18 protein-coding genes and 2 pseudogenes are annotated in these 25,881 nt (G+C 65.0%); 9 read left to right on the top strand and 11 right to left on the bottom strand.

The genetic code is table 11. The features are described 5' to 3' along the window. Positions 1-121 precede the first annotated feature (121 nt). Complete coding sequence (locus tag IP90_RS03310) at positions 122-1,078, top strand: patatin-like phospholipase family protein (RefSeq protein ID WP_158635259.1); 957 nt, start codon at positions 122-124, stop codon at positions 1,076-1,078. Between the two features lie 119 nt (positions 1,079-1,197). Continuing rightward, the gene (locus tag IP90_RS03315; RefSeq protein ID WP_144898216.1) at positions 1,198-2,463 is read left to right on the top strand and encodes a phospholipase D-like domain-containing protein; all 1,266 of its coding nucleotides are present in this window, start codon (positions 1,198-1,200) and stop codon (positions 2,461-2,463) included. Between the two features lie 19 nt (positions 2,464-2,482). Here IP90_RS03315 and IP90_RS03320 read toward each other — a convergent pair whose 3' ends face one another. Both IP90_RS03320 and IP90_RS03325 read right to left on the bottom strand, forming a co-directional pair. Continuing rightward, on the bottom strand, positions 2,483-2,923 hold the full coding sequence (locus tag IP90_RS03320; protein WP_144898217.1) for a CoA-binding protein: 441 nt from the start codon (positions 2,921-2,923) through the stop codon (positions 2,483-2,485). Between the two features lie 55 nt (positions 2,924-2,978). Then, entirely contained in the window at positions 2,979-4,496 is a 1,518-nt protein-coding gene (locus IP90_RS03325) for a fumarate hydratase (protein ID WP_144898218.1), read from the bottom strand. Positions 4,497-4,639: 143 nt separating this feature from the next. Here IP90_RS03325 and IP90_RS03330 point away from each other — a divergent pair, with 143 nt between their 5' ends. The 4 genes from IP90_RS03330 to IP90_RS03345 all read left to right on the top strand — a co-directional run bounded on the left by IP90_RS03330 (position 4,640) and on the right by IP90_RS03345 (position 8,786). Next, on the top strand, positions 4,640-5,206 hold the full coding sequence (locus IP90_RS03330; protein ID WP_242007468.1) for an RNA polymerase sigma factor: 567 nt from the start codon (positions 4,640-4,642) through the stop codon (positions 5,204-5,206). Then, positions 5,203-5,793 (top strand): hypothetical protein, encoded by a 591-nt coding sequence (locus IP90_RS03335; RefSeq protein ID WP_144898220.1) that lies wholly within the window; start codon positions 5,203-5,205, stop codon positions 5,791-5,793. The genes IP90_RS03330 and IP90_RS03335 overlap by 4 nt, the downstream gene beginning before the upstream one ends. Before the next feature lie 75 nt (positions 5,794-5,868). Further along, a complete protein-coding gene (locus IP90_RS03340) occupies positions 5,869-6,756 on the top strand; it encodes a DUF4097 family beta strand repeat-containing protein (RefSeq protein ID WP_144898221.1) in 888 nt (295 codons plus the stop codon). 143 nt (positions 6,757-6,899) lie between these two features. Further along, the gene (locus IP90_RS03345; RefSeq protein WP_144898222.1) at positions 6,900-8,786 is read left to right on the top strand and encodes an ABC transporter ATP-binding protein; all 1,887 of its coding nucleotides are present in this window, start codon (positions 6,900-6,902) and stop codon (positions 8,784-8,786) included. A 23-nt stretch (positions 8,787-8,809) separates the two neighbouring features. Here IP90_RS03345 and IP90_RS03350 read toward each other — a convergent pair whose 3' ends face one another. Further along, the gene (locus IP90_RS03350; RefSeq protein ID WP_242007469.1) at positions 8,810-9,352 is read right to left on the bottom strand and encodes a DUF488 domain-containing protein; all 543 of its coding nucleotides are present in this window, start codon (positions 9,350-9,352) and stop codon (positions 8,810-8,812) included. A gap of 89 nt (positions 9,353-9,441) precedes the next feature. Here IP90_RS03350 and IP90_RS03355 point away from each other — a divergent pair, with 89 nt between their 5' ends. Further along, positions 9,442-10,251: a ferredoxin--NADP reductase gene (locus tag IP90_RS03355; protein ID WP_144898224.1), complete on the top strand. Its 810-nt coding sequence runs from the start codon at positions 9,442-9,444 to the stop codon at positions 10,249-10,251. 56 nt (positions 10,252-10,307) lie between these two features. On the opposite strand, the gene IP90_RS03360 is transcribed toward IP90_RS03355, so the two are convergent. From IP90_RS03360 to IP90_RS03370, 3 genes are all read right to left on the bottom strand, one after another. Beyond that, positions 10,308-14,282, bottom strand: a complete 3,975-nt coding sequence (locus tag IP90_RS03360) for a hypothetical protein (protein ID WP_199753383.1) — start codon at positions 14,280-14,282, stop codon at positions 10,308-10,310. 118 nt (positions 14,283-14,400) lie between these two features. Further along, complete coding sequence (locus tag IP90_RS03365; RefSeq protein ID WP_144898225.1) at positions 14,401-15,957, bottom strand: MBL fold metallo-hydrolase; 1,557 nt, start codon at positions 15,955-15,957, stop codon at positions 14,401-14,403. Positions 15,958-16,428: 471 nt separating this feature from the next. Next, on the bottom strand, positions 16,429-16,911 hold the full coding sequence (locus tag IP90_RS03370; RefSeq protein ID WP_144898226.1) for a glutathione peroxidase: 483 nt from the start codon (positions 16,909-16,911) through the stop codon (positions 16,429-16,431). Between the two features lie 103 nt (positions 16,912-17,014). Between IP90_RS03370 and IP90_RS03375 the strand changes: the two genes are divergently transcribed. Next, entirely contained in the window at positions 17,015-17,614 is a 600-nt protein-coding gene (locus IP90_RS03375; protein WP_144898227.1) for a hypothetical protein, read from the top strand. A 134-nt stretch (positions 17,615-17,748) separates the two neighbouring features. Then, on the top strand, positions 17,749-19,950 hold the full coding sequence (locus IP90_RS03380) for a M3 family metallopeptidase (protein WP_144898228.1): 2,202 nt from the start codon (positions 17,749-17,751) through the stop codon (positions 19,948-19,950). 84 nt (positions 19,951-20,034) lie between these two features. Here the strand turns inward: IP90_RS03380 and IP90_RS03385 are convergent, their stop codons facing one another. From IP90_RS03385 to IP90_RS03405, 5 genes and pseudogenes are all read right to left on the bottom strand, one after another. Then, the gene (locus IP90_RS03385) at positions 20,035-21,336 is read right to left on the bottom strand and encodes a glycerophosphodiester phosphodiesterase family protein (RefSeq protein WP_144898229.1); all 1,302 of its coding nucleotides are present in this window, start codon (positions 21,334-21,336) and stop codon (positions 20,035-20,037) included. A gap of 139 nt (positions 21,337-21,475) precedes the next feature. Then, positions 21,476-21,613 (bottom strand): annotated as a pseudogene (locus IP90_RS16815) (DUF72 domain-containing protein); the annotation flags it as partial. Between the two features lie 60 nt (positions 21,614-21,673). After that, a complete protein-coding gene (gene ligD / locus IP90_RS03395; RefSeq protein WP_144898230.1) occupies positions 21,674-24,124 on the bottom strand; it encodes a DNA ligase D in 2,451 nt (816 codons plus the stop codon). A gap of 15 nt (positions 24,125-24,139) precedes the next feature. Then, positions 24,140-25,039 (bottom strand): non-homologous end joining protein Ku, encoded by a 900-nt coding sequence (ku, locus tag IP90_RS03400; RefSeq protein WP_144898231.1) that lies wholly within the window; start codon positions 25,037-25,039, stop codon positions 24,140-24,142. 123 nt (positions 25,040-25,162) lie between these two features. Next, positions 25,163-25,831, bottom strand: a pseudogene (locus IP90_RS03405) (UdgX family uracil-DNA binding protein); the annotation flags it as partial. Between the last annotated feature and the right edge of the window lie 50 nt (positions 25,832-25,881).

Here is a 25,881-nt window from a genome sequence, read left to right on the forward strand (position 1 = left end):
AAGCAGGTCCTACGCTGCGCTCGGGATGACGGAACAGGGTCACCGGTCGCAGTCATTGCGATCCGCTTGGCCGAACATGGGGTTCGCCAACCATGCAGAGCCGGTGAAAGGAGACGTCCCGATGAAGATGAAACGCATCCTATCGCTGGACGGCGGCGGCATCCGCGGCCTGGTCAGCTGTCTGTGGCTGACCGGCGTCGAGGATGCGCTGGCCCGCGCCGGCAAGCCCGGCCTGCTGAAGAACTTCGACCTGCTGGCCGGCAGTTCCACCGGTGCGCTGATCGCCTGCGGATTGGCGATGGGCTACGCCCCCGCCACTCTCGCCGACCTGTATCGCGACCAGCGCCACGTGATCTTCCCCGGACTCGCAGGCCGGCTCTGGTCGCGCAGCACGCGGACGTTCGCCGATGGCCTATCGGCACCCAGATATGACGCGCGCGGACTGGAGAAGGTACTCAGGAAGACATTCGGCAAGACCACGCTGGGACAGCTCAAGGTCCCGGTACTGGTGACCAGCTACGACACCGTGTCGCGCGCACCGGTGATGTTCAAGAGTTTCAAGCCCGAACACCGCGATCTGCCGGTGTGGGAAGTCTGCCGCGCCTCGTCGGCGGCTCCGACCTATTTTCCCGCGCACGCGATGATGGTCGAAGGCAAGGCCCGCGCCATGATCGATGGCGGCGTGGTCGCCAACAATCCGACCGCCTGCGCCATCGCCGAAGCGCTGCGCAAGGATGCCCGCGTCGACAACAGCCGAGACCTGATCGTGCTGTCGGTCGGCAGCGGCGAACGCACGCGCAGCATCAGCCTGCGCGAGGCACGGGAATGGGGTGCGCTGGAATGGGCGATCCCGATCATCGACGTGCTGTTCGACGGCAACACCGATTCGGTCGATTACATCGCCAGGCAACTCGTCGGGGACGGTTACTTCCGCCTGCAGGCGGAACTGCACATCGGCTTGGACGATGTCGACGATACCAGCGCGACCAATCTGCTGGCGCTGGAGAAACTGGCCCGCGACTACCTGCTGCAGGCCACCACGCGAAAGCGGCTCGACGCTCTGGCCAAGCGGCTTTGAGTTCCCGTAGCCGCCAGCCGGCTTTCACGCGTTGCTGCACGGCCACGGCCGAAAGTAGCTGACGGTATTCGTCCTGACTGCCGGAGCCGCACGTGCCGAGTCGCTGGAGCCGAAAACGCGTGATCTGGACCCTCGTCGCCACCATCCTCCTCACCGTGATCGCGGTGTTCCTGGCCTTGAATTTCGCCAAACCGGAAAAGGAACTGGAGCGCAAGATCGAGCATCGCTACGCGATCTCGGATCCGCAGTTCCGTCGCGAGATGGGCGTGATGATGGGGCCGGCGATCATGTCCGGGAACCACGTCATCGACCTGCAGAATGGCGACGGCATCTTCCCGTCGATGCTGGAGGCCATTGCCGCGGCGCAGGACACCATCACCTTCGAGACCTACATCTACTGGTCGGGGGAAATCGGCCAGGAGTTCAGCGATGCGCTGTCCGAACGCTCCCGTGCCGGCGTCGACGTACGCGTGACCATCGACTGGGTCGGCAGCATCAAGATGGAACAGGACCTGCTGGACCAGATGGAGGCTGCGGGTGTTCATATCGAGCGTTACCGGCCATTGCACTGGTACAACTTCCGCCGCATGAACAACCGTACCCATCGCAAGTTGCTGGTGGTGGACGGCAAGGTCGCGTTCACCGGCGGCGTCGGCATCGCCGACCTGTGGCAGGGCGACGCGCAGGATCCGGCGCACTGGCGCGACATGCATTTCCGCATGGAAGGCCCGGCGGTGGCGCAGATGCAGGCCGCGTTCAACGACAACTGGATCAAGATCACCGGCGAGGTACTCAACGGCAAGGATTATTTCCCTGCCCTGACACCGGTCGGCAACATGGACGCGCACCTGTTCATCAGTTCGCCGGCTGGCGGCAGCGACAGCATGCACCTGATGTACCTGATGTCGATCGCCGCGGCCGTGCAGTCGATCGACCTGGCGGCGTCGTATTTCGTGCCCGATGCGCTGATCGAGCAGGCCCTGCTCGCGGCGCGCAAGCGCGGGGTGCGCATCCGCATCCTCGTGCCCGGTCCGCACATCGATTCGGAAGCGGTTCGACTGGCTTCGAAGGCCGGCTGGGGCAAGCTGCTGCAGGCCGGTGTCGAGATCCACGAGTACCAGCCGACGATGATGCACAGCAAGCTGCTGATCATCGACAGGGAAATGGTGTCGGTGGGTTCCACCAACTTCGACATCCGCTCGTTCCGCCTCAACGACGAAGCCAGCCTCAATGTCTACGACCGGGAATTCGCCGAACACATGACGAAGGTGTTCGAAGCCGACCTGCCGCAGGCGCGGCGCTACACGCATGCGATGTGGCTGCAGCGGCCGTGGAAGGAGAAATTCCTGGAGAAGTTCGTGCTGCCGCTCAAGTCGCAGCTTTGAACCGGCTCCCCGCGACGGCTCAGCCGGCCTGGCGCCAGCGCCGATGTTCGACCATCAGGCACCGGTCCTGCACCACGTCGATGCCGGCGGCGAGCAGGCGCTCGGCGAAAGCGTCGTGGCGGATGCCGGTCTGCAACCAGACCGCGCGCGGCCGGGCGGCGATCAGGTCGTCGAGGTGCGGTTCGAGGTGTTCGGGCCGGCGGAACACGTCGACGATGTCGATGCGCAATGGAATGTCCGACACGCGCCGGTATACCGGTTTGCCCAGGATCTCGACGATATCCGGGTAATACACCGGCACCGGCACGACCTCGTAGCCGACACGATGCAGATATGCGGGAATCATGTGCGCCGGTTGCGTGGCGAGGTCTTCCGGCTTGATGCCGAGCACCGCAATGCGGCGCACCTGCGACAGCAGGTGATCGATGTCGCGATGATGCTGGATCAAACTGCCACGCATTTCTTGATCCTTGCTTCGCCATCCCGAATGCGGTGAGGGGTTTGGATCATGGAAACTACGCCACCACCACCGGAATCCTGCCGATCCGCGCCTGCCACTCGCGCGGCCCGGTCTGGTGCACCGATTCGCCAGCGGAATCGACCGCCACCGTCACCGGCATGTCCTGCACGGTGAACTCGTAGATCGCCTCCATGCCCAGGTCCTCGAACGCGACCACGCGTGCGGCCTTGATCGCCTTCGACACGAGGTAGGCCGCGCCGCCGACTGCCATCAGATAGACCGACCTGTGCTTGCGGATCGCCTCGATCGCTGCCGGCCCACGCTCGGCCTTGCCGACCATGCCCAGCAGGCCGGTCTGGCTCAGCACCTGCTCGGTGAACTTGTCCATGCGCGTGGCCGTGGTCGGGCCGGCGGGACCGACCGCCTCGTCGCGCACCGGGTCGACCGGGCCGACGTAGTAGATGAAACGTCCGCGGAAATCGACCGGCAGCGGCTCGCCCTTGTCGAGCATCTCGACGATGCGCTTGTGCGCCGCGTCGCGCCCGGTCAGCAGCCTGCCGTTGAGCAGCAGCACTTCACCCGGCTTCCACGAAGCGACATCCTCGCGGGCCACGGTATCGAGATCGACGCGGCGGCCCTTCGAGGCGTCGTAGGTCAGCTTGGGCCAGTCTTCCAGCGAAGGAGGGTCGAGCATCACCGGCCCACTGCCGTCGAGCACGAAATGCGCATGACGCGTGGCCGCGCAGTTCGGGATCATCGCCACCGGCAGGTTCGCCGCGTGGGTCGGGTAATCCTTGATCTTGATGTCGAGCACCGTGGTCAGCCCGCCCAGGCCCTGGGCGCCGATACCAAGCGCATTGACCTTGTCGTAGATCTCCAGCCGCAGCTCCTCCAGCCGGTTCGCCGGCCCGCGCGCCTGCAGGTCGGTGATGTCGATCGGCTCCATCAGCGCTTCCTTGGCCAGCAGCATCGCCTTCTCGGCGGTGCCGCCGATGCCGATGCCGAGCATGCCCGGCGGGCACCAGCCGGCGCCCATCGTCGGCACCGTCTTCAGTACCCAGTCGATGATGGAGTCGGACGGATTGAGCATCGCGAACTTCGACTTCGCCTCCGAGCCGCCGCCTTTCGCGGCGACGATCACGTCGATGGTGTTGCCCGGCACCACCGAGACATTCACCACCGCCGGCGTGTTGTCGCCGGTGTTGCGGCGCCTGCCGGCAGGATCGGCCAGCACGCTGGCGCGCAGCTTGTTGTCCGGATACGCATAGGCGCGGCGCACGCCCTCGTTGACCATGTCCTCGACGCCCATGGTCGCGTCGTCCCAGCGCACGTCCATACCGATCTTCAGGAACACGGTGACGATGCCGGTGTCCTGGCAGATCGGCCGATGCCCTTCCGCGCACATCCGCGAATTGATCAAAATCTGCGCGATCGCGTCCTTGGCCGCCGGCGATTCCTCGCGCTCGTAGGCCGCCGTCAGGTTCCGGATGTAGTCGACGGGATGGTAATAGCTGATGTACTGCAGGGCGTCGGCGACGCTCTGGATGAGGTCCTGTTGCTTGATGGCGGTCACGGCGGGCGGAGGCTGGCGGCGAATCCGATATTTTAGCCCGCGACGGGAGGTCGGGCGCCTTGGCAGGCTCGAAGCCCCTCTTAAACCCTCGGCCATCCCCCGGCATCCGAGTAAGTATGCTGATGGCCACGATGACCGATCTGATGCCCGCCTCCACCCTGGCTGCGCCCGCCGAGGATACCGACGATGCCCTGGTGCGCGCGTCCAGCCGCGGCGACATGGCGGCCTTCGAGGCCCTGTACCGGCGCCACCTGCGGCGGGTGCACGGCGTGATCCTGCGCCTGGTCGGCGGGCAGAACGGACGGGCCGAGGACCTGACCCAGGAAGCTTTCGTGAGGGCATGGCAGGCGTTGCCGTCGTACCGGTTCGAAAGCGCCTTCGGTACCTGGCTGTACCGGCTGGCGGCGAACACGGCGCTGATGGAACTGCGCTCGCGGCGCAGCCAGCCGCTGATGGATTCCGCCGACGACGATTACGATGGCATCGGCAGCGTCGATTCGGCAGGCCACACCACGGCACTGTCGACGGACCTGGAACGCGTCGTCGCCACCCTGCCGCCACGGGCGCGTGCGGTGCTGATACTGCACGACGTGGAAGGCTGGAAGCACGAGGAGATCGCCGCCCAGCTGGACATGGCGGTCGGTAGTTCGAAAGCGCAATTGCACCGCGCGCGCATGTTGCTACGCACGCGGCTTGGAGGTGAAGCATGAACCCGAATGACCACAACCCGCGGCACGAAGACCATGGCGACGACATGCCCGATGCGCTGCGCTGGCAGCTGCGCGGCCTGCGTCGGGACGTCATGCCCGAGCGCGACCTGTGGGCCGGCATCGCGGCGCGCATCGCGGAAGAGGACAACCGCACAGTCGCGCCGGGCGTCGTCACCGCGTTGCCGCGGCGCAATCGCAAGCACGTTGCCTGGATGGCGATGGCCGCCTCGGTCACGCTCGCCGTCGGCATCGGCTGGCAGTTGCGGCCCGCCACGCCGGTCACGGCTCCTGCCAGCGTCGCTTCCGCTCCTGCCGTGCAGGACGCACGCCGCGCCGGCGATCCGACCGCGATCGTGTTCGCCCGCGAAGCCGATGCGATGGGCTGGGAGTACAAGGCCGCCCTGCGCGAGATCGACGCCCACCAGGTGTCCAGCGGCGATGCCTACGCATTGCGCCAGATCGACCTGGGCGTCGCGCAGGTACGCAGCGCGCTGGCCCAGGATCCGGAAGCGCGCTTCCTGTTCGAGCGGCTGCAGAAACTGTATGCGCAACGGCTGGCGCTGACCCAGCGCCTTGCGCTCAGCTGACGGCCCCGCATGCAACCGATCTTCTTCAGCCAATAGAACCGTCCCGAACAAGACAGATCCACCGGAGAAACCCTCATGAAACTGCGCCTTCTCGTCCTGGCCCTGGTGGCTGGCCTGTCCGCACCGGCCTGGGCCGCGAAACCGATCGATGAAACACGCCCCCTCGATCCGCGCGGCCGGGTCGAGATCAGCAACGTCAAGGGCCGCATCGAAGTGCGCGTCTGGGACAAGCCCGAAGTCCACATCGGCGGCAGCCTCGGCGACGGCGTCGAGCGGTTCGAAATCGAAGGCGACCGCAACCACCTGGAAATCGACGTCAGGTATCCCAACAACAGCGGCAACAGCGAGCCGACGACGCTGCTGCTGAAGGTGCCGACGCTCGCCAGCCTCGACATCGACGGCGTCGCGGTCGATGTCGATGTCAGCGGTACCGCCGGCGCGCAGCTGGACATCGACAGCGTCAGCGGCGGCGTGGCCGTCGCCGGTGCCCCGCGCCGGGCCGACATCGAAAGCGTGAGTGGCGACCTCGACCTGACCCTCAACACGCCGGAAGTCAGCGCGCAGTCGGTCAGCGGCGACATCAACCTGCGCGGGCGCCTGGTCAACGGCGAAATCGATACCGAGAGCGTGTCCGGCAGCATCGAGATCGACAGCCGCGGCGAACGCCTGCGCCGCGTGTCGGCCAGCACCGTTTCCGGCGACATGACGATCCGCGCCAGCCTTGCCGACGGCGGCCGCATCGACACCGAAACGGTCAGCGGCGATGTCTCGATCATCATGCCGAAGAACTTGTCCGCACGCGTCAGCGGCCAGAGCTTCAGCGGCGACCTGGAAGCGCCGAACGCGAACATCAATCGCGCCAAGTACGGCCCGGGCGCGGACTTCGAGCAGAGCTACGGCAAGGGCAGCGGCGAGATCCGCATGGAGACCTTCTCCGGCAGCGCGCGACTGAAGCTCGAGTAACTTTCCACGATCCTCAGCGACAGGAGAAAGCCCGGTGCCACGCACCGGGCTTTTTCATTGGATACGAATCGGCATCGAACACCTGCCTGAAGATCGCCAAGCGCAAGCGCAGGACCTTCACTACGCTCCGGCACAATGCGCACATGGCCGATATTCCCGCCGCCGCCGAATCGTCCGGACCCAAGCGACCGCGCAGCAATCCCAGCCTGCGCGAGCGCTTCAATGCGATGCGCAACCTGCCGCCGTTCCTGCGGCAGATATGGGCGACCAGCCCTGCCCTGACACTCACCAGCCTCGGACTGCGCCTGGTGCGCGCGCTGATGCCGGTGGTCACGCTGTACATCGGCAAGCTGATCATCGACGAGGTGGTGCGGCTGGTCGGTGCCGGCATGGGTTTCGACAGCCTTTCCGCCGCATGGCAAGGTGGCCAACTCGATCACCTGCTGTCGCTGCTGCTGGCGGAATTCGGCCTGGCGATCGCTTCCGACCTGCTCGGCCGCATCGTCGGTTACGCCGATGCGCTGCTGTCGGAACTGTTCACCAACGCTACCAGCGTGCGCCTGATGGACCACGCCGCGACGCTGGACCTCGAGGATTTCGAGGATCCCGACCTGCAGGACAAGCTCGATCGCGCACGCCGCCAGACGATGGGCCGGATGAGCCTGATGAGCCAGCTGTTCGGCCAGGCGCAGGATGCGATCACCGTGGTCAGCTTCGCCGCCGGCCTGCTGGTGTTCGCGCCGTGGCTGATCCTGCTGCTGGCGATCGCGCTGGTTCCCGCCTTCGTCGGCGAGGCGCATTTCAACGCGATGAACTATTCGCTCAATTTCCAGTGGACGCCGGAGCGCCGGCAACTGGAATACCTGCGCCAGATGGGCGCCAGCGTTGAGACGGCCAAGGAGGTGAAGATCTTCAACCTCCACAGCTTCCTGATCGAACGCTACCGCTACCTGGCGGAGAAATTCTTCAGGGCCAGCCGCGCGCTGGCGAAACGCCGCGCGTTCTGGGGTACGTTGCTGGCTGCGCTCGGCACGCTCGGCTACTACGTGGCCTACGGCTACATCGCCTGGCGCACGGTCAGGGGCGATTTCTCGATCGGCGACCTGACCTTCCTGGCCGGCAGTTTCCGGCGCCTGCGGCAATTGCTGGAAAGCCTGCTGATCGGCTTCTCGCAGGTGGCCGGACAGGCGCTGTACCTGGACGACCTGTTCTCGTTCTTCGAGATCGAGCCGGAAATCGCCTCGCCACCTGATCCATTGCCGGTACCGCGGCCGATCGCGCACGGCTTCGTGTTCGAGAACGTCGGCTTCCGCTACCCGGATGCCGAACGCTGGGCGTTGCGCGGCCTTGATTTCGAACTGCGCGCCGGCGAAGTGCTGGCGCTGGTCGGCGAGAACGGCGCCGGCAAGACCACCCTGGTGAAACTGCTGGCGCGGCTGTACGACCCGGACGAAGGCCGCATCCTGCTCGATGGCCGCGACCTGCGCGAATACGGACTCGAGGATCTGCGCGCCAACATCGGCGTGATCTTCCAGGATTTCGTGCGCTACCACCTGACTGCAGGCGAGAACATCGGCGTTGGCCAGATCGACGCGATGGACGATGACGCACGCGTGCGCGAAGCCGCGCGCCGCGCCATGGCCGACGAAGTGATCGAGGCATTGCCGAACGGTTACGAACAACTGATCGGACGACGCTTCAAGACCGGCGTCGACCTGTCCGGCGGGCAATGGCAGAAGATCGCGATCGCCCGCGCCTACATGCGCGATGCTCAGGTGATGATCCTCGACGAGCCGACCGCCGCGCTGGATGCGCGCAGCGAGTTCGAGGTGTTCCAGCGCTTCAAGGAACTCAGCGACGAGCGTACGGCCGTGCTGATCTCGCATCGCTTCTCCAGCGTGCGCATGGCCGACCGCATCCTGGTGCTGGCCGAAGGCCGGCTCGAAGCCAGCGGCACGCACGCGCAACTACTGGCGCAGGGTGGGCGCTATGCGGAACTGTTCGAGCTGCAGGCCGCGGGTTATCGCTGAAGCGCCATCAGGTTGCCGTCAGCTCAAAACAACCCGCCCTGCGGCTCCGGCGGCAACGAATAATCCAAGTGCCCATCGACGATCCGCGCCGCCGAGGTATAGGGATGCTCCTGCTCGCGGTCCGGCGCCATCAGGTGGATCACCTGCCAGCCACGCGACTTGAAGTCATCGGCAATCAGACTGCGATGGCATTGCCACCACACCGCCTCGGCGCACATCACCGCTACGCGCTGCGCCAAAGCCTGCGATTGCAGGTGCGCTCGTGCGGCTTCGTACTCTGCGGTGGCCATGTAGTCGGCATAACCACGGAAGCTCTCGTTGCGCCAGGCGGTGTTCGGCGAATCCGCGTGCGCCGGTCGGCGGCCGCCCAGTTCCGGCATCGACACATAAGCGATGCCGGCTTCCGGCAACCGGCGCGCCATCACCTCCGCGGAGAACTGCGGGTTGCGGCGCGAGCCCGCGAACCGGCGCACGTCGACCAGTGCCTCGATCCGCGCCTGCTGCAGCATCGAGACGAAGACGCCCCACTCGCGCGTCGAATGGCCGATGGTCCAGAGCGTTCGCATCGCACCCAGCATGGGATACCACTTGTGCAAAAGATGAGAACGCCTCTCATCCGTTACAATAGCCGGGTTTTCCCTGCCCGCCCCACCTCATGTCTTCCGCCTTTGGCACCGAAACGGTGCTGGACGTCCGTCACTGGACGGACGATTACTTCAGCTTCACCACCACCCGCGATGACGGCTTCCGTTTCGAAAACGGGCAGTTCGTGATGATTGGCCTCGAGGTACCGCAGGCCGACGGATCGCTGCGCCCGTTGATGCGCGCGTACTCGATCGCCAGTGCGAGCTGGGAAGAGCAGCTCGAATTCTTCAGCATCAAGGTGCCGGACGGCCCGCTGACGTCGCGGCTGAAGTCGATCCAGCCCGGCGACCGCGTGCTAGTCGGGCGCAAGCCGACCGGGACGCTGCTGATCCACGACCTGCATCCCGGCCGCAACCTGTACCTGCTCGGCACCGGTACCGGCCTGGCGCCGTTCCTGGCGATCATCAAGGACCCGGAAACGTACGAGCGTTTCGACAAGGTCATCCTGACCCATGGCGTGCGCAACGTGGGCGACCTCGCCTACCGCGATTACATCCTCAACGAGCTGCCACGCCATGAATTCCTCGGCGAACAGATCGCCGCCAGGCTGAAGTATTTCCCGGCGGTGACGCGTGAGGATTTCGCGGTCGACGGCAACGATCGCCGCGGCCGCCTGACCGAACTGCTGGACAGCGGCCGGATGATGCAGCACCTGGGCATCGAAGCGCTCGATGCCGGACACGACCGCGCGATGATCTGCGGCGGCCCGCAGGTGCTGGCCGACTTCCGCGCCATCCTCGACGCCCGCGGCTTCAGCGCGGCGCCGCGGATCGGCGTGCCGGGGCAGTACGTATTCGAGCGGGCGTTCGTCGAGAAGTAGACGCCAGCGCGCTTCGGCAGGCGCGTCCGCGCAAGCCCGGCCATGTCTGAAGCTGCCTAGGGGTCCGCGGCGATCGCCGAGGCATGGCTGCTCAACGCACGCCAGTTGTCCACCGGCGTGCCGCCGAAACCCAACCCGACCCGCTCGCCAGTGCGCACGAACTTGTTGGGCACGTTCTGGGTCGGTGGGTAATAGCCCACCACGGTGCTGAAGCCGATCACCTTGATCTGGAAGAACTGCGCGATCTTCTTGAGGAAGGCCGGGCTCTGTCCGGAATGGCAGGCGTACAGCACCAGCACCGCGCCCGGTGCAAACTTCTTGCGCACGTCGGCGACGGTGAATTTGGTCTTGCCGTTGATCGGCGTGGGCGTTTCGAAGAACACGCCGGGCTGGACCAGGTTGGTCATGCTGTCCGGCGTCATCGCTGCCAGGTTGTCGTTGCTGGCGTGCGGGGTGAACTGCACGTCGGCGCGACCAATGGTGCGCTTGATGATCTTGCCGCCGAAGGCGATGTAGTCGCTGTTGGCATGGGTGAACAGGTTGATGCGGCTGATGCTGCCGTCGGCCTGCATGCAGATCGCGCCAAGCATGCTGCCGAAGCCGGGCACCACCGACACCGTTCCGCCGGCTACGGCCACGAAGTCGTCCGCGCCGGGCATCCAGCGATTGGCCGCCAGCTCCGCGAGTTCGTCGGTGGCGGTGATGCTCGGATCCCATTCGAACACACCGGCCAGGTTGAGCTCCTTCGTCTGCACGTTGGTCTTGGCCGCGCCGGCGTCGCCAGCCAGTACGTCGACGCCTTCGCCAGCGAAGGTGTCGACCACGGTGCGCATCAGCGCCGAACGCGGTTCGCCGTCGCCCCAGGTGGCCGCCAGCGCCGCGGGATTCTGCGAATAGCCGGCGTTCTGGAAGGCGAAACCACCCGGGCTGGCACCGCCGCCCCCAGTCCAGGTGCCATTGCTGCCGCCTCCGCCTCCGCCTCCGCCACCCGATGCCCCACCCTCGATCGGCGCGACCGCACCGCCGCCGCTGCCGGTATCGTTGCCGCCGCCGGCCGGCGCCTGGCCGCGGGTCTTGTCGAAGTAATTGATCTTGGCGCCGTCCTGCGAATGCCCGCCTCCGCCGCTGATGCCGCCGCCGGGGCTGACCGCGCCACCGGTGTAGGCCGAAGCCGCCGTCCGCGCCAGGCTGGTGATCATTTCCGCCGCCACGCGCTGGCGTTCGGTATTGGCCTTGAGCAGGTTGTTCATGTTGGTGCCGGCCTGCTCGCCCGCCTGCGCGGCGCCGGCCGATGTCGCCTGCAACGTCGCCTGCGCCAGGCCGATGGTGGCCTGTAATCCGCTCATGTCGCGGAACATGCTGCCGTTCTGGATCGCGGCCAGCACGCCAGCGGTGCCGGTCGGATCCGGGAGGCTGGCCGGCGTGGTGATGTTGATGATCGGATTGCTCAGCTGGCCCGGCTTCACGTCCTCCTGCATCGCGCGACTGCCGGTCTGGATCGCGGCGATCTCGGTCGGCTGCAATGGGATCGGCGAATCCTGCCAGTTCCAGAAACGCGTGATGTCGAGTTTCTCTGCACAGTTGGAGCGTCCCAGCACGGCTTCGGCGAACGTGCCGCCGGACGGCAATGGCACGATGTCTTCCTTGGCATGACCGAGGTGAATGCCATGCGTATCGAGCCATTCGGCGAAAGCACGGTCAGAGCCGGCATCGGTATTCATCTTGAACGCAAGATAGTTGCCGACGTAGCGGATCGGCTTCGGCTCGACGACCTGCGCGATCGGCACCAGCTTGCCGTCGACCTCCACGCCATAGTCCGACAACAGCCAGGCCAGCTGCGTGCTGTCGAGCGATCGGAAGATCGCGCGGCTGTAGTGCATGCGGTTCTGGTTGAGGTGCTGCTTGATGTTGACGTTGAGTCCACCGGCTTTGATCTGGACGACGCGGGTCTCGCGGGTGGCACCTTTCGCGACCGTGACGGTGGGCAGCTCCAGCGGGAAGCGCACGCCATTGCGGTTGACGGTAAGGGTGACTGTCGCCGACAGGTCGCGCTCACTGCTACTGCCGGAAATCGAGATCCTGGCGACCTCGCTCAACGCCACAGGATTGGCGGCGCCGACGTTGCCCAGCGTGGCGCCCTGATGCGTGTGGAACAGGATCTTCAACGGCGTGCCGCCGGCCGCGACTGCGCCGCCTTCGACGATCACGTCGGTCGGCAGGTACATGGCATTGCTGTCGGCACGCAGCACGGTGCGGTTCAACAGGCCCGACAGGCGTGACGTCTGCTCTGCCGACCACAACTGGTCGTTGACCTGCTGCAGCACCGGCAGCGCGTCCGACAGACGCGCTGCGGCCAGCGGCTGTTTCACCGCCATCAGCCTGGCGCGATCCAATGCCGGCGCTGCCGCTTTCTCCTCGTCCGCGGCCGGTTCGGCGACGGTTTCGACTTCGGCAACGCGCACGTTGGAGATGGCCGAGATCGCGGTCCGCGTGGTCAGCGCTTCGCGCAGGAACATGTCGAGTCGCCCGCCCAGGCCGGTGTACCGCGTCTCGCGTTCCGGCGCCACTTCCAGCACGTCGAGGTTCTGCAGGGCCTCGCGCATCGTGTAGCTGAGCGCGGCGCGCGCCAGCACGCCCTGGAAGCGTCGCACCATCGCCTCGTTGTCGAAATCGACCAGCTGCAGCGGAATGAAGACCACCTTGTCGGCTTTGACGATCGCCACTTCGACGCGATACACCTGCACTACTTCGTAGTACTGCACGGTCAACGCGTGCATGTGGTTGTAGTTGGCCAGGACGCGGGTGCTGACGTTCTCGTGTTCGGACTGCGCGACCTCCTTGACGACCGACGCGCGCCGGCTCCGGCTGCTGTGCGCGTGCTGGTGGGTGCGGTCGTTGACGTTCTGCATCATCGAGCTGCCGATGTCGCGATGGCCCCAAGAGGTCGAATAACTGTCGGCCTGCGCGCTGGTGGTCGCACTGCTGCTGGTGTGGCCCACGGAGCCGCTGGGCCCGCCGAACAATCCGCCCAGCGGCGCGGACAGTTCCGCCGCCGAGGAGGTGCCTTCCTGGGTCGAGGTGCTGCTGCTGTTGGTGGATGAGAAACCGCCCTGCGCCTCGTTGGCGACGGCGTGCGTGACTTCGTTGATGGAGCGGTTCTGCGAAGTGTCGTTGGTGAGATCGTCGACCTCGCTGATCACCTCGGTCTCGCCGGCGCGGCTCTTGCGCGACCAGTCGACCACCGCCACGCGCGTACTCTCGCCCGGCGCCAGCGTCGTGCTGTGCAGCAATTGCCCCAGCGTGACGCCCTGTGCATACCAGGACTGGTTGAAGGTCAGAAACGCACCGAAAGCGACGCGCTTGAACCCCGCGTCGCCAGCGGCCAGCTTGCCCAGGTCGAGCGGCTTGAAATCCTGCGCGGCGATATTGGCGATGGGATCGTCGTCGTTCCTGGGTATCTCGCCCATCAGCAAGGTCGTGTACTGCACGCGCTCGGTCGGATATTCGCCGGTCTTGGGCAGCAGGTCGGCAGGTCGTTCGGGATCGTAGTCCGGCGTGTTCTCCGGAAAATAGATCGCCTCGAGGATGCGCGCCGCCGCGCGGTGCGGCGGATACAACGCAAGGTCGCGCACGCTGTGCACGTCCAGCGCCGCCTGTATCGCGGCGGCTTCCGCGGCCGCGATGCGCTCCAGCACGCTTATCGGCAGGAACTGCAGTTCGCCAACCTTGACGCCGGCCGCTTCGGCTTCACGTACCAGGTCCCGCGTGGGCGTGCCGTGCTGGTACAGCGCACTCTTGAGGTTGGAGGCAGCGTCCAGCAGCACGTTGGCATCATCGAAGATACCTGCGGTCGCGAGGTCGAAAACCGTCTTGACGCCCAGCGTTTCGAGCACGGTCGCGGCTGCCTCGTTGACGCCGAGCAGCGCCTGCGGCGACTGGTGCAACAGCTCGCGCAGCGGCAGGTTCCGGTATTGGGTACGCACCGCATCGAGCAGCGCGGTCTGGCGATTCATGTTGAGGGTGGCGGGCATCGGCAAGGACTGGCTTGGCGGGGTATCCAATCCAACGCGACCGCTCCGCGATGCCGGCCACGCTGCAGACGCATGAAGGCATCGCGCCGGTCGTTCGGCACGTGCCTGAAGATCGCCGTTAACGCGTCTTCACTTTCCTGGCGAAACGCACGCTGCGTTCGCCCTCGGCGTTGCGGGTAACGCTGAAGCGGTAGGCTTCGTTGAGTCCGTCCTTGCCGCTATGGGTGAACACCAGCACGCGCTCGCCATCGGTGCGCACGTGGATGATGCCGAAGTTGGTGCGTTCGAAGCCGAAATGCGGCCTCGGGAAGCCCGTCTCATGCGCCTTGCCGGAAATGAGATCAGCTACCTGTTTGCCGGTGAACTGTCGCGTGGCATGGTCGCTGAAGAATCCCGCCAGGTCCTTGCAGGTGAAGCTCAGGTCGCGCACCGCGAAGAACGCGGCCAGCTCGGTGTTGAACACCAGCCCGGTGCGGCCGCGCACCGCCATCCCGATCGCCGCCATCAGCGTGGCGCGCGGGTGGATGTACTCCTTGCCCGCGTGTTCGTCTCCCGAGGAGATGATTCCCACCACCGGCCGCATCGCCTTGAGCGCGTCGAGGTCGAACTCGTGCGAGCCGTGATGCGGCACCTTGACGATCTCCGCCTCCAGTGCCGCAGGCGCCATCCGATGGCGCAGCAAGGCCATCGACTCATGGTTCATGTCGCCCGTGAAATTGATGCGCACCGCGCCGTAGCTCAGGCGAAACGCGATCGAATGGCCGTTGATGGTGTGCGAAGCCGACAGCGCACCGCCGCCGTCACCCTGTTCCAGGTGGATTTCCGCTGCAGGCGATGGCTTGTGCAGGAAGCGCAGGCCGCGTGCATCCGGCGCAGGCACGGCTTCGTCGAATGGTCCGAACAGTTCGACGTCGATGCCTTCCGCAGCAAGGAAGTCGAACAGTTCCGCTTCGTCCATGCCATGCGCGACGCGGCGGCAGGCAATCGGACCACGCTGACGCCAGTGATCGAGAGTGGCCATCCAGCGACGGAACGGTCCGTTCATGGCTTCCGGCGCCACGGAGCCTGGATCGTCGTGCAGATCGACGATATAGCGCTGGTCGCCGACCACGACAGTGCGGCCGAAGATTTCCTCGTCGGACAAGCGGTCCGGGCCTTTCACCAGCCCGTTGTGGAACAGGCGCAGCGGCTTCAGGAACAGGCGCTTGCGGGCATCATCGCCGTCGAGCGCCTCGGACGCGACGATATGGTCGAGGCCGGAAAAGTGATCGGCATCGCCATGGGTGACGATGATCGCCGCGACCTCGAGCGGTTGCGCCGCGCTGCTGCGGCGATGCCGGAAGCGCTCGGCCAGGTGCCGGGCAAACAGCTTGTTGTCGCCGCCGTCGATCAGCACGATCTGCCCTCCCGGCGTCTCCAGCAACAGGCCGTCGCCCTGCTGGACGTCGACCATCGACAGTTTGAGCACCCCGCTCTCCCGCAACGGCGGATTACCCTTCACCCAGCCCTCGGCCGTACCGTCGAACACGTTCACCGCGCGCAACCGTGTCCAGCCGTCGCGCCGCTCCAGTAATTCGACTTCGTCGCCGAACGCCAGCGTCAGCACGCGTCTGGCGCGCGGCTCCGGCATGCGCCGCAATGCCACGAAATCGTCATCGATGAAAGCCGTGGCCATGGTCGCTCCTGCGATTGTTTCCGTATCCGCTAGGACGCGTTATGCGGACCTATGCGGTCAGAGGTAAGGAGTTCACGTCCCTGATTCACCAGCCCAAGTGACTTCCATAGACCCGGAGGGCGGCGCACATGGCTGCGCGCCATTTTCCGACCGAGCCAGGAGGATGGCGAGTCGGAAATCCCCGAGGACTGCAAAGCGCAACGTTAGCTTTGATCGGGGAAGGGCCTTCTCTTTGGTTACTTTCTCTTGACCCCATCAAGAGAAAGTGACCCGACTGCGGTAGCAGGCGGAAGCGCTTTACAACAGCCGTAGGCTGGTCAAAGCCGGCCTGAAAGGTCGGAAACGCCTCGCAACTCCAACAGCAAAAGCACAAAGTCACTGGATCCCGGCTTGCGCCGGGATGACGAGTAAGAGCAGCAAGTCGCTGCCCCACCTTCGCGGGGATGACGGCCAAAGGCAGGCCGAACTGCATCAACCCAACGCTGCTTCAATATCCTTCACCAGCGACTCGGGTTTGTCCGTGGGCGCATACCGCTTCAACACCTTGCCATCACGACCAACCAGAAATTTTGTGAAATTCCACTTGATGGCGTCGATGCCCAGGAACCCACCCTTCTCGTCCTTCAACCACTGCCACAGAGGATGTGCCGCGGAACCGTTGACATCGACCTTGGCGAACATCGGGAAGTCGACGTCGTAGGTCAGCGAACAGAACTCCTTGATCTCGGCTTCGTTGCCCGGCTCCTGGTGGCCGAACTGGTCGCAGGGAAATCCCAGCACCACCAAGCCGCGCTCGCGATAGTCCTGCCACAGTTTTTCCAGACCCGAATACTGCGGCGTGAAGCCGCATTTCGACGCGACATTGACGATCAGCAGCACTTTTCCGCGATAGTCGTCCAATGCCCGCGGCTGGCCGTCGATGTCGTCGGCACTGAAGTCGTAGACGGTCGTCATATGGGCGTTCCGAGGGCAGGAGCCTTCATCAGACCGCGACCGGCGCGTCCTGGCAAGCACCATCGGAGTTGCGGCGCCCTGGAGGCCCCGCGACAATCGGCCGATGCCGCACGATCCCGCGCACGCCGACGCGCTCGCCAGCCAGTTCACGCATGTCCGGATCCTGCTGGGCATGGTGGTCGGCCTGGGCCTGACCCATCTGATACGCCACTTCGCGCGCATCATCGACCGCCCGGTGCGCGAACGCACCTACTGGGTACACCTGCTGTGGGCGGTGTCGATGTTCGTGTATCTGCTGCATTTCTGGTGGTGGGAGTTCCGCCTGGCCCACCTGACGCAATGGACGTTCGTGCTGTACCTGTACGTGGCGTTGTATGCGCTGCTGCTGTACCTGCTGTGCGCGATCATCTTTCCGGACAGCATGGAAGGCTACGCGGACTACGAGGACTACTTCTATTCGCGTCGCAAATGGTTCTTCGGCCTGCTGGCGCTGGCCTACGTGGTGGACCTGGGCGACACAGGGCTCAAGGGCCGCAGTTATTTCGAAGGTTTCGGGCCGGAACTGGCGCTGCGCAGCCTTATATACGTGGTGCTGTGCCTGGTCGCGATCGCCACGCCCGATCGGCGATTCCATGCGGCCTTCGTGGTCGCAGGCCTGCTCTACCAGTTGTCATGGATAGTGCGCCAGTTCGAGACACTGTGACCCGCGACATGCCGGAACCACGACTAAACAAGGACCGGAACGCAGGCGCCACCGTCGGCCTATGCCGAATGTCACAGGTAGCTTCAGCCACCCTGGGCTAGGCTGGCCGTTACTTCCGACACCCTCATCAATCCATGAAGCATCCGTTGACCCTCGCGCTGACCGTGGCGCTCGCCGCCGTCGCCCCCGCCTGCAGCAAGACCGAGCCTGCCGTGAATACTCCCGCCGCCGCCCCTGCCGCCGCCTCCGAAACCAATCCGTTCTTCGCCGAGAGCCCGCTGCCGCTGCACTACCCGCAGTTCGACAAGATCAAGGACAGCGACTTCGCACCCGCCTTCGACCGCGGCATGGCCGAGGAACTGAAGGAAGTCGAAGCCATCGCCAACAACGCCGAAGCGCCGACTTTCGACAACACCATCCTGGCGCTGGAAAAATCCGGCCGCACGCTGTACCGCGCCCGCACCGTGTTCGACGCCCTGGTCGGCGCCGACACCAATCCCGCGCGCGACAAGCTGGATGCGGATTACTCGGCGAAGTTCGCCGCGCACCGCGACGCGATCCGTCTCAACCCGAAATTGTTCGCGCGCATCCAGACTCTGTACGACGCGCGCGAAACGCTGGGCCTTGACGCTCAGGGCGTGCGCCTGGTCGAGCGCTATTACAGCGACTACGTCCGCGCCGGCGCCAAGCTGTCGGAAGCCGACAAGACCCGGCTGAAGGCGATCAACGCCGAACTGGCCACGCTCGCCACCCAGTTCAGCCAGAACGTGCTGGCCGAGGTCAACGACTCGGCGATCGTGGTCGACAGCAAGGACCAACTGGACGGCCTGACCGACGAACAGGTCGCCGCCGCCGCGCAAGCCGCCAAGGCGCGCAATCTCGATGGCAAGTATCTGCTGACCCTGCTCAACACCACCGGCCAGCCGTTCGAGGCGCAGTTGAGCAATCGCGCGTTGCGCGAACGCCTGCACCAGGCTTCGGTCGCGCGCGGCAGCCGCCACAACAAGTACGACAACACCGCGATCATCGCCAAGGTCACCCAGCTGCGCGCCGAGCGCGCGAAGATGATGAGCTACCCGAACTACGCGGCCTTCGTGCTGGAAGACGAAACCGCCAAGACGCCGGAAGCGGTCAACGAGATGCTCGGCCAGCTGGCGCCAGCGGCCGTGGCCAACGCCAAGCGCGAGGCGATCGACCTGCAGGCGATGATCGACAAGGAGCAGGCCGCCAAGGGTGAGCCGACCTTCCAGCTGAAGCCGTGGGACTGGGCGTACTACACCGAGAAGGTGCGCGCCGACAAATTCGACTTCGACGAATCCCAGCTCAAGCCTTACCTCGAGATGAAGAACGTGCTCGAGAAGGGTGTGTTCCACGCTGCGGGGCAGCTCTATGGACTGAGTTTCAAGCAGCGCACCGACCTGCCGGTCTACCACCCCGACGTCATGACCTACGACGTGTTCGACGCCGACGGCAAGCAGCTGGCGATCTTTATCGCCGACATGTATGCGCGGCCGTCCAAGCGCGGTGGCGCGTGGATGAATTCCTATGTCGACCAGAGCGAACTGTTCGGCACGCTGCCGGTGGTTGCCAACCACCTCAACATTCCCAAGCCGCCGGAAGGCCAGCCGACGCTGCTGACCTGGGACGAAGTGACCACGATGTTCCACGAGTTCGGCCATGCCCTGCACGGCATGTTCTCGAACGTGAAGTACCCGTACTTCAGCGGCACCAACGTGCCGCGCGACTTCGTCGAGTATCCGTCGCAGGTCAACGAGATGTGGGCCGACTGGCCGTCAGTGCTGGCGAACTACGCCAGGCACCATGAAACCGGCGAACCGATGCCGAAGGAGCTGCTCGACAAGGTGCTGGCCAGCGACAAGTTCAACCAGGGTTTCGCCACCACCGAATACCTGGGCTCGGCAATGCTCGACCAGAACTGGCACCAGGCCACGGCCGAACAGCTGCCGACGGCCGATGGCGTGATGGCGTTCGAAGCCGCCGCGCTTAAGAAGGACGGCATCGACTACGCCGCGGTTCCGCCACGCTATCGTACGCCCTACTTCAGCCACATCATGGGCGGTTACGCGGCCGGCTATTACGCCTACATCTGGTCGGAGGTGCTCGACGCCAACAGCGTGGAATGGCTGAAGCAGCACGGCGGCCTGACTCGCGAAAACGGCGACCACTTCCGCAAGACCCTGCTGTCGCAAGGCGGCAGCAAGGATGCGCTGCAACTGTTCAACGATTTCGCCGGCCACGAGCCGAAGATCGAACCCTTGCTGGAGAAGCGCGGCTTGACGGCGTCCTCCAGCGATGCGAAACCTGCGAAGCAGTAGGCGGGAAGCTCGAGCAGCTCCTTCTCCTTCGGGAGCTCGCGGTACCCTCAAGCCCCTCTCCCGTCGGGAGAGGGGCTTTCACGCTCAGCGATCGCGCGATTGTCGATTGAGATCGAGAAAAATCTCGCGTGCTGCGACACCGACGTCCGGCTGGTCGATGAAGAAACCCTGCACGCCCATGCTGTACAGCTGCACCGCTTCGGCCAGCGCCGTCTGCGACACGCCGTTTGGCGTCTGGGTAAGGAAGCTTTCCTCCGCGCGCAGCGTATACGGATGCACCTGTAGCCCGGCTTTCAGCGCACGGCCGAGCATCGGATGCACGATTCCGGTATTGCGCGTACCCAGTTCGGCCTTGCCGTCGCCGTTGGCGTCGACTTCAGGATCGAGGGCGGCGCGCGGCAGCAGGTTGACCTTCCACGGTCCGATGCCGGAAGCATAATTGGCCTTCATCCAGTCCAGCACCGGCTGGGTAACCAGCGAACCGTAGCCGGTATCCACGCCGATGCCGCCTTCGATCTTCTGCACGAGGCCGCCGTAGATCGCGGCAAGATCCGCGCCGTGGGCGATGTTGTAGGTGAAGTCGTAGGGTTTGGCGCCGCCGATGTCGTCGTACAGCTGCACCAGCGGGATGTTCAGGCCGGCCGCAGGCATGAGCTTCTTCTTCAGTTCGATCAGGTTCTCTACTTCGAAGCTCTGGATGTAGATGCGCTTGGGATCGGTGAACCCCTGCGCGACCAGTGTTTCCACCAGCTTCGCCCCGAGCGAAGTCGCAATGAGGCGGCCGTCGATGCGGCGGCCTTCCCTGGCGAAATAGGTCGGATGCTTGGTTTCCGGATAAATGCCGATCCTGCGGCCGCCACGGCTCTCGCGCCTGGCGAGCTGGATCACTTCGGCGAAAGTCGGAATCTGATACAGGCCGTCATAGCGCGCGTTCTGCGGACGGATCTCGGGAATGCGTTCCCGGGCGCGAAGCGTCTTCAGCTCGGCAAGCGTGAAGTCTTCGGTGAACCAGCCGGTCAGCACCACGCCATCGATGGTCTTGGTTGCCTTGCGGCCGGCGAACTCGGGACGATCGGCGACATCGGTAGTGCCGGAGATCTCATTCTCGTGGCGTGCGACCAGCACGCCATCCTTGGTCGCCACCAGATCGGGTTCGATGAAATCGGCGCCCTGCCGTATCGCGAGCCGATAGGATTCGAGCGTGTGTTCAGGACGATAGCCGCTGGCGCCGCGATGACCGATCACGATCAGGCCATGGTGATCGTTGTCATGGTGGCGGGCGGATTGTTCGGTCACGGCGGGCTCTTGTGCGCAGGCGGCGGCGCTGAAGGCGAACAGCGCAACCGCGCCCAGCGTCGAGGCTAGTTTGGTGCAACGTAGACTCATGGCTTCGAACCTCTCGGGAAGTCGTGGGGTGCCGACTCCCCCGCCAGCCGGCCAGCGCAGGATGGACGAGACAGGTTGCGATCAGTTGACGGCGAAACGAGTGGCCACCTCCCTCGCGTGTCGGACTCTCATGAAAACGTCAACTTTCCTTTTCACCCAGCAATTTCGCGAGAGTCTGCGCGTCGTACGGCGCATGCACCGTGGCGTCGTTGTCGAAATAGCAATAGATGTCGCGGGCACGCCGCATCGGCGCGCGGTGTCCGATCCGCCGCGCGTCGCTTGCACGCCTGTTCCCGCGTACGGGCTTGCCAACCCTGGTTCGCCCTGCCGCCACGGCTCAGCCCAGCCTGACGAGCTTCTGCCGGATCGCCTTGCCCCAGCCTTCCCACACCGGCTTGCGCAGGCGGGCAGAACGCGCCAATGCCTTCTTCATGTCGAAATCGGCACCGGATTTGGTGCGGCCGAGCTCGTCCCAGCGCAGCGGTACCGCTACCGGTGCGCCGGCGCGCGCACGCAGCGACCAGCTCGCCACGCTGGTGGCGCCGCGACCGTTGCGCAGCCAGTCGATGAAGATCACGCCCTTGCGCTTTGCCTTGCTGGCAGTAGCCACGTAACGCTGCGGCGCCTGCGTTGCCATCGCGTCGGCGAAGGCTTCGCAGAAAGCCTTGGCCTCGTCCCAACCGGGTCCTGGCCGGATCGGCAGCACCACGTGCAGGCCCTTGCCGCCGGAAACGCGCAGGAAACTCTGCAGCCCGATCTCCTCCAGTCGCGCGCGGACCTCGCGCGCCGCCGCGATCACAGCGCTCCATTTCACCCCGGGTCCGGGATCGAGGTCGAACACCAGCGTATCCGGATGCTCCAAGTCGTCGATCCGCGATCCCCAGGGATGCAGTTCCAGCGTATTCATCTGCACCAGGTCGAGCAGACCACCGACGCTGTCGACGTACAGGTAATCGTCCGTACCCCCATCCTTTTCGCGGATCGGTACCGCACGCACCTGCGAACCCAAAGTGCCGGCATGGTGTTTCTGGAAGAAGCATTGGCTTTTGATGCCATCGGGACAGCGCAGCAACGACAGCGGACGCCGCGCGATTTCCGGCAGCAAGCGCGGTGCGATGGCCTGGTAGTAGTCGGCAACCTGCTGCTTGGTGATGCCGCTGTCCGGATAGACGCGCTTGTCCGGGCTGCTGATCCTCGGCTGCGTGTCGCCACCGATGTCTTTCATGGCCTTGTCCTCCCTCAATCGCTGGAAGCTTCCCTGGCGCAGCAGGCCTTCCTTGGCCCAGCCGCGAAAGGCGATTTCGACGATCAGTTTCGGCTCGACCCAGGTCACCGTGCGCAGGGACAGCGGGATGTGCGGCGGTAGTTCGACGGTGGGCGACTTGCGTTCGAGCTTGCGCAGCGCCGCCGTCAGGCTGCGCAGCGTGGCGTCGTCGAAGCCGGAACCGACCCGTCCCACGTATTTCAGTGCGCCGCCTTCGCGCGTGGCCAGCAGCAGAGAGCCGAAACCGGTGCGCGAACGCCGCGGCGCGGTATATCCCACCACCACGAATTCATCGCTCTGTGCGTGCTTCACCTTCAGCCAGGTGGTGGAGCGGCCGTCGTAATAACGCGCATCGACGTGCTTGCTGATGATGCCTTCCATGCCCTGCCGGCCGCTGGCTTCGAACACTTCCGCACCGTGGCCGACGATGTGTTTGCTGTAGGCAAGCACCGGATCGGCGCCATCCAGCAGGGCTTCCAGCAGTGCCTTGCGCTCGATCAGCCTGGTTTCGGTCAGGTCGACGCCTTCTAGCGCCGGCAGGTCGAACAGGGTGTAACGCAGGACGGCATTGGCCGATCCCTCGATCGTGCGCTGCAATGCCGAGAAGCTGTCCCGACCCTGCGCATCGAGGGCGATCAGTTCGCCATCGAAGTCCGCATCGGATATGCCCAGCGCTTCCAGCGCCGACACGATTTCCGGATAGTCGGCAGTCCAGTCCAGGTTCTTGCGCGAACGCAACCGCGCCTTGCCGTGCTCCACCCTGGCCAGCATCCGGTAGCCGTCCCACTTCAACTCGTGCAGCCAGTCGTCGCCCCTGGGTGGCTCGGCGCGCAGCGTCGCCAGCTGCAAGGGCGGCGGTTTCTTTTCACGTTGCGGGCGGGCGCCTTCGAGCGCCAACGCACGTGCGCGCCAATCCTGCCTGCGCGCACGTTTGGCTGCCTTTTTCCGGACCGACGGTGTTTTCTTCCGGGCCGTTCGCCCTGCTGTTTTCTTGCGGGCTTTTTTTGGCGCAGAGATCAGGTCGTCGGCCTCGCCGTCGCGCGCATGTTCGTCCTGGCGTTTGATCAACAGCCACTGGGGCTGGCGCGCAGGCTTGGCGGTACGGACCAGCTTCCAGGCACCGTTCAGTTTTTCGCCGTGAAGCGAGAAATCGATCTTGCCGGCGGCCAGCGCGGCCAATGGATCGCCATCGGCACTCCACACGCCATGATCGAACAGGTCGACATGGCCGGCACCGTAATGCCCCTCGGGGATGTCTCCCTCGAAGCTGGCGTAGCTGAGCGGGTGATCCTCCACTTCCACCGCCAGGCGCTTCTCGCCAGGTCGCAGCGACGGCCCTTTCGGTACCGCCCAACTCTTCAGCGTGCCGTCCATTTCCAGGCGGAAGTCGTAATGCCGCGCGCGGGCATGGTGCAGTTGCACGACGAAGATGGGACGGTGCCCTCTGCGTCCGGCCCCGGCTTCGCCGGCAGGCTCCGGTGTCTGTCCGAAGCGGCGCTTGCGCGCGTATTCGTGCAGGCTCATGGCTGGACCGGCGGATCAGGCCGATTTGCGCTTGCGTGCCGGCGCCTTGCGTGGCTTGGTTTTCTTCGCGGCCTTGGTCGTCTTCTTGGCAGCTGACTTCTTCCTGGCCGGCGTGCGCTTGTTGCGGTCGATGCTCTGCTGCAGCAGTGACATGAAGTCGACGACGTTGGTCGCTGCGTTCTCGGCGACATCCTCGGTCTCGTCCGGCTTGGCCACCACGCCCTTGCTCTTCATCCGTTTTTCGATGACTGCGTGCAGTCGCGAGCGGAATTCGTCCTTGTACTGGTCGGGCGACCACTCCGAGGACATGGCGTCGATCAGCTGCTCGGAAAATTCCTTTTCCTTGGCGGTGATCCGGTATTCCGAAGGCGGGCGCTCCGGAATGTTGTACTCCTCCACCTCGACCAGCTCCTGCGGGTAGCGCATCATCAGCAACAGCAATGCGTCGCCCTGCGGCAGTACCGCGCACAGGTGCTCGCGGGTACGAATGACGACGCGGGCGATGCCGATCTTGCCGGTGCTGGACAGCGCCTCGCGCAGCAGCACGTAACCCTTCTCGGCTTTCTTGGCCGGCACCAGCACGTAGGGTTTTTCGAAGTATTGCGGACCGATCGCGCCCGCATCGACGAAGGCTTCCACTTCGATCGCGTCATGGCTTTCCGGCGCTGCCGACTTGATGTCCTCGGGCTCGAGCACCACGTAACTGCCCTTGTCGTATTCGAAGGCCTTGACGATGTCCTTCCACGCCACTTCCTCGCCGGTCTCGGCGTTGACCCGCTCGTAGCGGATCGGCGAATTGTCGCGCGCGTCGAGCATGCGGAACTGGATGTCGGTGCGCTTCTCGCCGGACATCAGCGACACGGGAATGTTCAGCAGGCCAAACGACAGGGTTCCGCTCCAGACAGGGCGTGCCATCTTTTTCTCCAACAGGCGACATGCGTCGGACAATGTCGTTGTACGACGCCGGCAGTATCGTCAGCGAGACGTGATGCGGCTGTTCACCGCGATGTTATTTTTTCGTGAGCGGATCGGGTCGATTCATTTCAGGCGGACGCCGCGCAGCAGCGAGAGATCGTCGACGAAATTGGCGTAGGCCTCGTGGCGCGCGTCGTCACCGCGCTGGCGCAGCACCCAGGACGGATGCACGGTGGCGAAGGCACGAATGCCATCCGGCAGTGTCTGCCAGACGCCGCGTTCCTCCATCAGCCGGAACTTGTTGCCGAACACGGCCTTCGCCGCGATCGCGCCCAGGCAGACGATCACGTGCGGCCTGATCGTGGCGAGTTCGCGCTCGAACCAGATGCGGCAGGCGGCGCGCTCGGACGGATCGGGACTGCGATGCAGGCGCACCTTGCCACGGCGTTCGAACTTGAAATGCTTGACTGCGTTGGTGACGTAGAAACGCGCGCGCTCCAATCCCAGCTCTTCCAGCGCGCGATCGAACAGTTTGCCCGCGGGTCCGACAAAGGGGCGGCCGCTGAGGTCCTCGGCGTCGCCGGGCTGCTCGCCCACCACCAGCACGCGTGCATCATCCGGGCCTTCGCCGAACACCGTCTGGGTCGCTGGTTTCCACAAGGGACACCGTCGGCATCCGGCCGCGGCGGCGCGCAACGCTGCCAGGCTTTCATCCTCCGGTACCGGTGCCTCGCCCTCGCTCACCGCCACGCGGCGACGCGGCTGCTTCGACGTCTTCTTGGCGACTTTCCGGCCGGACTTGCGCGTAGCCAAACTGCACTCCGCATCGAGGACGCCGACCA

Source organism: Luteimonas cucumeris, from assembly GCF_007830035.1.
In the GTDB taxonomy this organism is placed as follows: domain Bacteria; phylum Pseudomonadota; class Gammaproteobacteria; order Xanthomonadales; family Xanthomonadaceae; genus Luteimonas_C; species Luteimonas_C cucumeris.

What these genes read in the sequence shown, in the direction of transcription:
- ligD (WP_144898230.1), bottom strand. Translation starts at nt 24,124, where the DNA reads ATGAGCCTGCACGAATACGCGCGCAAGCGCCGCTTCGGACAGACACCG.
- IP90_RS03360 (WP_199753383.1), bottom strand. Translation starts at nt 14,282, where the DNA reads ATGCCCGCCACCCTCAACATGAATCGCCAGACCGCGCTGCTCGATGCG.
- IP90_RS03355 (WP_144898224.1), top strand. Translation starts at nt 9,442, where the DNA reads ATGTCTTCCGCCTTTGGCACCGAAACGGTGCTGGACGTCCGTCACTGG.
- IP90_RS03320 (WP_144898217.1), bottom strand. Translation starts at nt 2,923, where the DNA reads ATGCGTGGCAGTTTGATCCAGCATCATCGCGACATCGATCACCTGCTG.
- IP90_RS03335 (WP_144898220.1), top strand. Translation starts at nt 5,203, where the DNA reads ATGAACCCGAATGACCACAACCCGCGGCACGAAGACCATGGCGACGAC.
- ku (WP_144898231.1), bottom strand. Translation starts at nt 25,039, where the DNA reads ATGGCACGCCCTGTCTGGAGCGGAACCCTGTCGTTTGGCCTGCTGAAC.
- IP90_RS03340 (WP_144898221.1), top strand. Translation starts at nt 5,869, where the DNA reads ATGAAACTGCGCCTTCTCGTCCTGGCCCTGGTGGCTGGCCTGTCCGCA.
- IP90_RS03385 (WP_144898229.1), bottom strand. Translation starts at nt 21,336, where the DNA reads ATGAGTCTACGTTGCACCAAACTAGCCTCGACGCTGGGCGCGGTTGCG.
- IP90_RS03380 (WP_144898228.1), top strand. Translation starts at nt 17,749, where the DNA reads ATGAAGCATCCGTTGACCCTCGCGCTGACCGTGGCGCTCGCCGCCGTC.
- IP90_RS03330 (WP_242007468.1), top strand. Translation starts at nt 4,640, where the DNA reads ATGCCCGCCTCCACCCTGGCTGCGCCCGCCGAGGATACCGACGATGCC.
- IP90_RS03370 (WP_144898226.1), bottom strand. Translation starts at nt 16,911, where the DNA reads ATGACGACCGTCTACGACTTCAGTGCCGACGACATCGACGGCCAGCCG.
- IP90_RS03375 (WP_144898227.1), top strand. Translation starts at nt 17,015, where the DNA reads ATGCCGCACGATCCCGCGCACGCCGACGCGCTCGCCAGCCAGTTCACG.
- IP90_RS03310 (WP_158635259.1), top strand. Translation starts at nt 122, where the DNA reads ATGAAGATGAAACGCATCCTATCGCTGGACGGCGGCGGCATCCGCGGC.
- IP90_RS03350 (WP_242007469.1), bottom strand. Translation starts at nt 9,352, where the DNA reads ATGCGAACGCTCTGGACCATCGGCCATTCGACGCGCGAGTGGGGCGTC.
- IP90_RS03345 (WP_144898222.1), top strand. Translation starts at nt 6,900, where the DNA reads ATGGCCGATATTCCCGCCGCCGCCGAATCGTCCGGACCCAAGCGACCG.
- IP90_RS03365 (WP_144898225.1), bottom strand. Translation starts at nt 15,957, where the DNA reads ATGGCCACGGCTTTCATCGATGACGATTTCGTGGCATTGCGGCGCATG.